This window comes from Silanimonas sp. (genome assembly GCF_027531545.1).
Lineage (GTDB): Bacteria > Pseudomonadota > Gammaproteobacteria > Xanthomonadales > Xanthomonadaceae > Silanimonas.
In genome coordinates this window covers 146,326-153,060 of sequence record NZ_JAPZSC010000020.1, presented here as the reverse complement: position 1 = coordinate 153,060, position 6,735 = coordinate 146,326, and the positions used below count along the sequence as shown (strand labels likewise).

7 protein-coding genes and 1 pseudogene are annotated in these 6,735 nt (G+C 59.9%); 6 read left to right on the top strand and 2 right to left on the bottom strand.

What is annotated here, in order from left to right; translation table 11 throughout:
* Nucleotides 1-178 (top strand): annotated as a pseudogene (locus O9280_RS13450) (hypothetical protein); the annotation flags it as partial.
* Between the two features lie 17 nt (nucleotides 179-195).
* On the opposite strand, the gene O9280_RS13445 reads toward O9280_RS13450, so the two are convergent.
* Nucleotides 196-819 carry a tyrosine-type recombinase/integrase gene (locus O9280_RS13445; RefSeq protein ID WP_298343722.1) on the bottom strand — a complete coding sequence of 208 codons (624 nt, stop codon included), beginning with the start codon at nucleotides 817-819 and terminating at the stop codon, nucleotides 196-198.
* A gap of 582 nt (nucleotides 820-1,401) precedes the next feature.
* Between O9280_RS13445 and O9280_RS13440 the strand changes: the two genes are divergently transcribed.
* From O9280_RS13440 to O9280_RS13430, 3 genes are all read left to right on the top strand, one after another.
* Entirely contained in the window at nucleotides 1,402-2,442 is a 1,041-nt protein-coding gene (locus O9280_RS13440) for a RelA/SpoT domain-containing protein (RefSeq protein WP_298343719.1), read from the top strand.
* Nucleotides 2,443-2,544: 102 nt separating this feature from the next.
* Nucleotides 2,545-3,465, top strand: coding sequence for a hypothetical protein (locus O9280_RS13435; RefSeq protein WP_298343716.1), 921 nt, complete (start codon nucleotides 2,545-2,547; stop codon nucleotides 3,463-3,465).
* 511 nt (nucleotides 3,466-3,976) lie between these two features.
* On the top strand, nucleotides 3,977-4,417 hold the full coding sequence (locus tag O9280_RS13430; protein WP_298343713.1) for a helix-turn-helix domain-containing protein: 441 nt from the start codon (nucleotides 3,977-3,979) through the stop codon (nucleotides 4,415-4,417).
* 293 nt (nucleotides 4,418-4,710) lie between these two features.
* On the opposite strand, the gene O9280_RS13425 is transcribed toward O9280_RS13430, so the two are convergent.
* The gene (locus O9280_RS13425; protein WP_298343710.1) at nucleotides 4,711-5,025 is read right to left on the bottom strand and encodes a hypothetical protein; all 315 of its coding nucleotides are present in this window, start codon (nucleotides 5,023-5,025) and stop codon (nucleotides 4,711-4,713) included.
* A gap of 737 nt (nucleotides 5,026-5,762) precedes the next feature.
* Between O9280_RS13425 and O9280_RS13420 the strand changes: the two genes are divergently transcribed.
* Nucleotides 5,763-6,260, top strand: coding sequence for a hypothetical protein (locus tag O9280_RS13420; RefSeq protein ID WP_298343707.1), 498 nt, complete (start codon nucleotides 5,763-5,765; stop codon nucleotides 6,258-6,260).
* A complete protein-coding gene (locus O9280_RS13415; protein ID WP_298343704.1) occupies nucleotides 6,253-6,684 on the top strand; it encodes a hypothetical protein in 432 nt (143 codons plus the stop codon). Before O9280_RS13420 ends, O9280_RS13415 begins: the two co-directional genes overlap by 8 nt.
* Nucleotides 6,685-6,735 lie beyond the last annotated feature (51 nt).

Sequence of the window (6,735 nt, the reverse complement as noted above, 5' to 3'; positions counted from 1 at the left end):
GACCTTCCATGAAGCGGCGTCGGGGCGCGTCTACGCGGCCTACGGTGGCGTCTACATCGGCCTCGCCATTGCCTGGCTGTGGATGGTGGACGGCATCAGGCCGTCCCTTTGGGATGTGGCGGGCGTGAGCCTTGCCTTGGCAGGGATGGCGGTGATCGCGCTTCAGCCGGGACGATGACCGAGGCCCTTCCTTGGCTAAACCTCGGTCTGCTCCGCAATCTCAAGGGCATCATCAAGCTCGACGCCCAAGTACCGAACGGTACTCTCGATCTTTGTGTGCCCAAGAAGCAGTTGGACGGCACGAAGATTTCGGGTTCGCCGATAGATGAGGGCCGCCTTCGTTCGTCTCATGGTGTGTGTCCCGTAGGACGAATCGTCGAGGCCAATTTCGCGAACCCACTGATGAACGATCCGGGCGTACTGCCGGGTGGTTAGGTGTGGCGAACTTCGAATTCGGCTTGGGAAGAGGAATTCACCGTTCCGCAGCGCGGCCTGCTCAATCCAGTCGGCAAGAGACTTTCTTGTCTGCTCGGTGATTTCGAACTGCACGGGACGCTTCGTCTTCTTCTGCATCACGATGGCGCGGCTGGCTAGCTGCGAGCCATGCATCACGTCCATGACCCTTAGGTTCAACAGGTCGCACGCACGCAGCTTCGAGTCGATTGCCAGGTTGAACAGCGCCAGATCACGGGTGCGTCGCGAAAGCTGGAGCCTGACCCTGATCGCGTAGATCTCGTTCAACCTGAGTGGCGCCTTCTGGCCTGTTAGCTTTCCCTTGTTCCACGGGTCTTGGGACGGTGTAGATCGCTGAGCTTGCATGGCCGCCTCCGGGGCGGGACGACCATATTGAACCGATACTACCGGCAAGCAAGCCGCTGGCTTCGACTGTCCGCTTTTGGCCGAACTCAGCCCGATGGCTGGGTGGCTCCAGACGACCCATAGCGGTCATTCCCCTAGCGGTTCTACATCCGGCAAAAAGACGGCGCCTTGTCTCAGGCGTATCGCCCGTCCATTTCCATACCCATCCACAGGTGGTCGCCTGCAATGGACCGACCAACTCGCCGTGTGAAATCGTGGTGCAAGGGCGGTAAACCCCCAGAACAGCAGGCAGTAGTCGGCAGCATGCGGTGATCACGCCAGGACTATTGGCAGCCTCTGTCGGCCTGAGCCGGCGCGTTCGGCATCCCCGTAACGCCTCCCTACTCTTTAGTGCTGTTTCTTCCTCCGCATGTTCCGACGTCCGTGGCGCATGCGCCCAAGGCTTGGGAGTCCGCTCAGGCCGGCCATTCCGTTGTTCTGGCGAAACATCTCGGAGATTGACCCATCGCCCGGCAGCGGTGCAGGCTTTTGATAGCCCCCACATCCGGGTAACACAAGTAGTTAGCTCTTTTGGGAGATTCCGTGTCCTTTGCGAAGCCTGAGTACTCAAAAAAGCAGATCAACCGAGCGGGAGACATCCTGATCTCGGATGATGCGTCGTTGAGCGATCGAGTCTTCGCAGACCAAGTATTGACCAACTACAGAGCAGCGCATGGCTATCCGATCAATACCTTTCAAGCCACATTGCGTTCCAAGCTCAAGAGCATTGACGAGAAGGCCATTGTCGCGCAGCGCCTAAAGCGTACTCCTTCTATCGTCTTGAAGCTGAGGCGCTTTGAGGGGATGAAGCTCGCGCGAATGCAAGATATCGGCGGGCTACGGGCGGTCGTTTCAACCGTGGCTCGGGTACGAAAACTCGAGAGCTCTTACATGCAGTCAAGTTTCCTGCATGAACTGGTCTCGTCAAAAGACTACTTGGCTGACCCAAAGGCCGATGGGTACCGCGGAATCCACTTGATCTACAAGTACTCCAACCCGAGGGCGGTTGAGTACGACGGACTCTCCCTTGAGCTCCAGATTCGCACTCGGTTGCAGCACGCGTGGGCTACAGCCGTAGAGACGATGGGTACTTTTCTCGGGCAAGCACTTAAGTCAGGTCAAGGCGAGGAGCAGTGGCGCGAGTTCTTTGCGGTTGCTAGTGCGGCACTTGCTGATCTGGAGAAAACAACTCCGGTTCCAGGCTTTGAGAGCTGTACTACGCAGCAGATCTACGAGCGCCTTCATGCATCAGAGCAACGCTTGCGTGTACTTGAGAAGCTGAGAGGCTTCGCAATTGCGACAGATCGGATTACAACTGAGCGCGGTCAAGGTGGCTATCACTTGATCACGCTAGATTCTCTAAAGCGAACTGTTTCTATCAGGCCCTTCGCGGTGGCAAAGCTTGAGGAGGCAAACATTGCTTATGCCGCAATTGAGGCGAGAACCAAGTCAGGTGAGCCAGTAGAGGCAGTCTTGGTTTCTGCCGGTCCCGTAGAGTCTCTGCGAAAGGCGTACCCGAACTACTTTCTGGATACGCAAGTGTTCGTCAAGCAGATCCAGCGCTTCATTGAAGGGCTTCAATGAGGAGTTCAGAGCTGACTATTCGCTCAAGCGGACCAGTTAATCGCTTCGCGATTGATGTGGCCGCTTAGCTCAAACCTTAGGCCGCAAAAGGGAGTTCACGGCATGCTGACGATGATTCGAATCCTTCGCGTACTGGTAGGTCTGGTCGCTGCCTGGCAGATCCTTGGTCTTCTGCCGGTGATCACGAGTTGGCTTCCGAACATTCGTGAGGTCACGGGGGGCATGTGGGCAGTTGCTCTTCTCAAGGCGCTGGTTTTGGTTGTGTGCAGCGCACTTTACGTATGGCTTGGAAGAGTCAAGGCGCGCATTAGTGGGGCTGAGCAAAAGCAATCCGAGACTCGAATCATCGGCTGGATGTTGCTTGGAATTTGCGCGATCGGAATAGTCGCCGGCATTGTCATTCCGGTCATTTCATCGCGTTCCGATCGGCCGATCGACGCCCATAAGGTTGACTCGAACCTCTCCGTTGCAGAGCCAACGAGCGGGGTCGTCGAGCCCCAAGTGGCGGTTTCGCCGAATAAGCCAGAGGTGTTCGTCAATCCAATTGCAGGCCAGCCAAGTGCGCCGAGCAACTGCATCGTCGCGCCGCTTGGGCATGACATGAGTGGCTACTCCGGGACGACGGTTTCTTTTCAGTTTGATTCTGTGCCTCTGCGCACATTGTTGAGCCTTATCGCACAAGAGTCTGGTATGCAATTCACCGCAGACGAAGGCGTGCGTGGCAACGTAGCGGCGTGCGCTGTGAGTGTGCCTTGGGACTATGCGTTGGAGAAAATTGCTGTCACGAACAAGCTGTCGATCATCCAGCAGGGCTCAAGTTTCCACATTCAAAACGCTCCGACCCATCAGCCTGTTCAGGATTCCGCAGTTGGCGTCAACTACAAGGACGAGCACAACGCTCGCTGTTGGGATGCTTATCAGAGAGTGACCGCGGCCATCCCTCAGGATGCTCCGCTGGCGGAGTATGCTCGCTTACATGAGGACGCGAGGAGCGATCTAGACAACTGCGTTCGTAGGGGCTGAGCCAAAAATGAGCGCAAATCAAGAGCAAAACTGCGTTCTTTGTGCCAATCCGGCCGTTTTTGCCTTTGCAGATCAGGGGAATCGAAAGAGCTTCTCGTGCTCATTTTGCGGGCGTTATCAGATAAGTCGTGCCGCAGAGAAGCGGCTATCCGTTGCGCCACAAGACTGGCTTCGGAGCATTTCGTCTCGGGCGAGAGGGGTGCCAGTTGATCTCATGCTCGTTGTGCTTGTTCCCTATCCGTCGAGAGACTCGGCCGAGAGTTCGGCGGCCATAGAGTGTCGAGTCGTCCCCATATCGGATCTTCCGCTTTGAGGCATAACAACTCGCTCAAGCGGACCAATCAATCGCTTCGCGATTAATCCGGCCGTTTAGCTCGCACGTTGAATGAGCGCTTTTGGACGTCGTGCGACGGATTGGGGAGGTTTCGTTTTAGTTCCCCGAGAGAAGGAGTGAGTGCAGGTTGGCCCGCGAGCAGGCATCCTCGAGCTTCAACCAAAGAAAGGCAGCAAGATGTCCGCTTACGAAGCACTCAGGGCTGAAATCCGCCGACTGGCTCGTAAGGAAGCAAAAGCACTCTTCGACGGATCGATCAAGGCCACGCGTGGCAACAAAAAGCTGCTCTCCGACCTCAAGCAGGAGGTCCAAGCGCTGAAGCGCGAGGTCGCCAGTCTGAAGCGCTCGACAGGGCGAGGGGCTAAGGAACAGCCCGCCGCCAAAGGTGCAGCCACCCGAGAGCGGATCACGGCTAAGGGGATCATCTCACTGCGGGTCCGGCTTGGCCTTTCGCAGGCGGATGTGGCGCAGCTCTGCGGCGTCAGTAGCGGAGCCGTCTCGCACTGGGAAGCTCAACGCTCTCAGCCCAAGGGCAAGGCTATCGCTTTTCTTGTTGAGCTCAGGAAGCTCGGCAAAAAGGAAGTGATGCGCCGCCTGGAGACGCTCCGATCGGCCTAAGCACTTTGGCTCTGATGCTGAGATCAGATGTCCAGCACTATCCGCTGGCTTTGAGCACCTGATCCCATCGAGAGGCATAGGCCGGCGGGAGCGACTGCTGGTTCGTCGGCTGGGTGGCTCAAGCCGACCCGCACCGGCCATTCGACTGAGCGAGCGGCCCTTAAAGAGACTTGCTACTCAGCGACGTCCCCCCGACTCTGTGTAGCTCGGCATCTTCAGTCGCGCCAACGCGACCGACCATCTTGTCCGATTTCGGACCTAGCGTAATGGCGCCCGCTCTATGTGGTGTGCGCTCACGCGAGGTTGTAGTGGAACTCCGAGTAGTACTCCGCCGTCCCAGGTGGCATCTCGGCGAGAGCATCTCGGACCTTCGCTGGCAACCACTCGATCATCGCCAGTATGTCTTGGCTTGCGTTCGCTTCTGCTAGTCCCGTGACAATCAAGGCATGAAAGTAATCGGGTAGCTTTTCTTTGAGTAGTGTCTCCGAGCGCTCCTTGGTGCCTCCTATCGCAAGACAGGACCTGACACCTTCGCCGGTGGCGTAGTAGTTCATGTGGCTAAGGTAAAGACCCGCGTCAAGAATCGACTTGTCTGTGCGCTTTTTCATGGTCCGATGATTCCTCTATGCGCGCCGCATGATGTCCACTGGCGCCGGCTTGATCTAGGGCAGGGCCAGCATGCACGCGCAGGTTCTCGTGACGTCATCGCAAGGGCTGCGACTCGCCATCGGGCACTGCGGCGTTCAACTCAGAGAGGCTAGGACCTAGGCGGGGCAGCGCCCGCATTTCACGCGGACCGCCCGGTGGGCTCGTTCTGGAGGTCTATCCCGACGTTTAGTCGGCATTTTTCGCCTACGGCGCGGCGTTTGGAACTTTCTTTTCGCTAACGCCCGACAGTTGGCCATGTCACGGGGGTCCATTTGGAACTATTGCCCCCTAGACGGGACCGCTCCGAACGCCTTTAGCCCCGTCCTAGCGGCCCGACAATTTGGAACTTTGTTTCGGCTCGCCATGGGAGGGTTCCGGGGGCCGTGGCACGCAGGATGTTCGTGGAAGCGCGCCGCAGGGCCGGGCGCGATCCTGCGCGTAGCCCACCATCGTCCTGCCGCCATCACCTCGACCTTTTCCGCTGCCGCTCTCGTGCTCGCCGCGGGGATGATTGCTTCGGTGGTGTGGCCGGCGTGGCAACCCGCGGCCTACACGGCGGCGTTCGCCAGCGTGCTCGAGGCCGACGCGATCGCGGTATGTCCCTGATGCTCCTCGGGAATTCCGCCGATTATTGGGCCGCAGACCGCGCCGTGCGAGCGTATCGCAGCCCCCTTCCTGCCCCGCTCCGATGCTGCCGATGCGCACCACCTTGCTGCTGTCCCTGCTCGTCCTCGTGCCCGTCCTGCTGTGGTTCGTGGCGCGGGCCCTGCCAGACACCACCCACCATGCCGCCGAACGGGTGTTTGCCACCGATGTGGCCACGCTGCGCCAGGTGTTGGACGCCGTCGAGAACCAGCCGCGTTGGCGTCGGGACATCGCCCACGTCGAGGTGTCAGGGGATGAGTGGACGGAGACCGACGCGCGAGGCCGGGTGCTGCGGTTCCGCTGGACCGAACGGAGCGACGACCGCTATCGGTTGGTGTTCGAGGATGACCGCGGCCTTCAAGGCACGTGGACGGCGGCATGGACACCGACGCCCGAGGGTCTGCGCCTGCGCGTGGAAGAGCGGATCACCCTGCGGCATCCTTGGTCGCGGCTGATGGCCCGCGTGTTCTTCGACCCCGACGCGTTCCTCGCGGCGTGGTTCGAAGACCTCGAGGCGGAACTATCCCGCAAGGCGACGACGAATGGCTGAGCGCAAGAAGAGCAAACCCGTGTCGTGGAAGGCGCGCATCGCCAAGGCGAAGCCGGCCCACGTGGTGACCACCGAAGCGGACTTCGCCGGCATCCGCGCCGGCAGCCGCCTGCTCATCGCCAGCCCAGAGATCCTCGCGCGCTACCTGATGGCGATTCCGTCCGGGGAGACGCGCAACCTCGTGCGCCTGCGAAACGAACTGGCGCGACGTCATCGCGCCGACGCGACTTGCCCCGTGACGACGGCGATCTACCTGCGGGTGATCGCCGAGTCGGCGTGGGAAGACCTGTGCGCCGGCGCCGCGCGTGACGCGGTGCCGCCGTTCTGGCGGGTCATCGACCCGGGCAGCCCGATCGCGAAGCGCTTGAGCTTCGGCAGCGACGTCATCGAGCGCGAGCGGGCGGTCGAGGGCCCCGGTTCCTGATCAAGGCGCTGCCTCGCGCGACGCTCCCGCCCGCCGAAGGCGTCAGCGTTC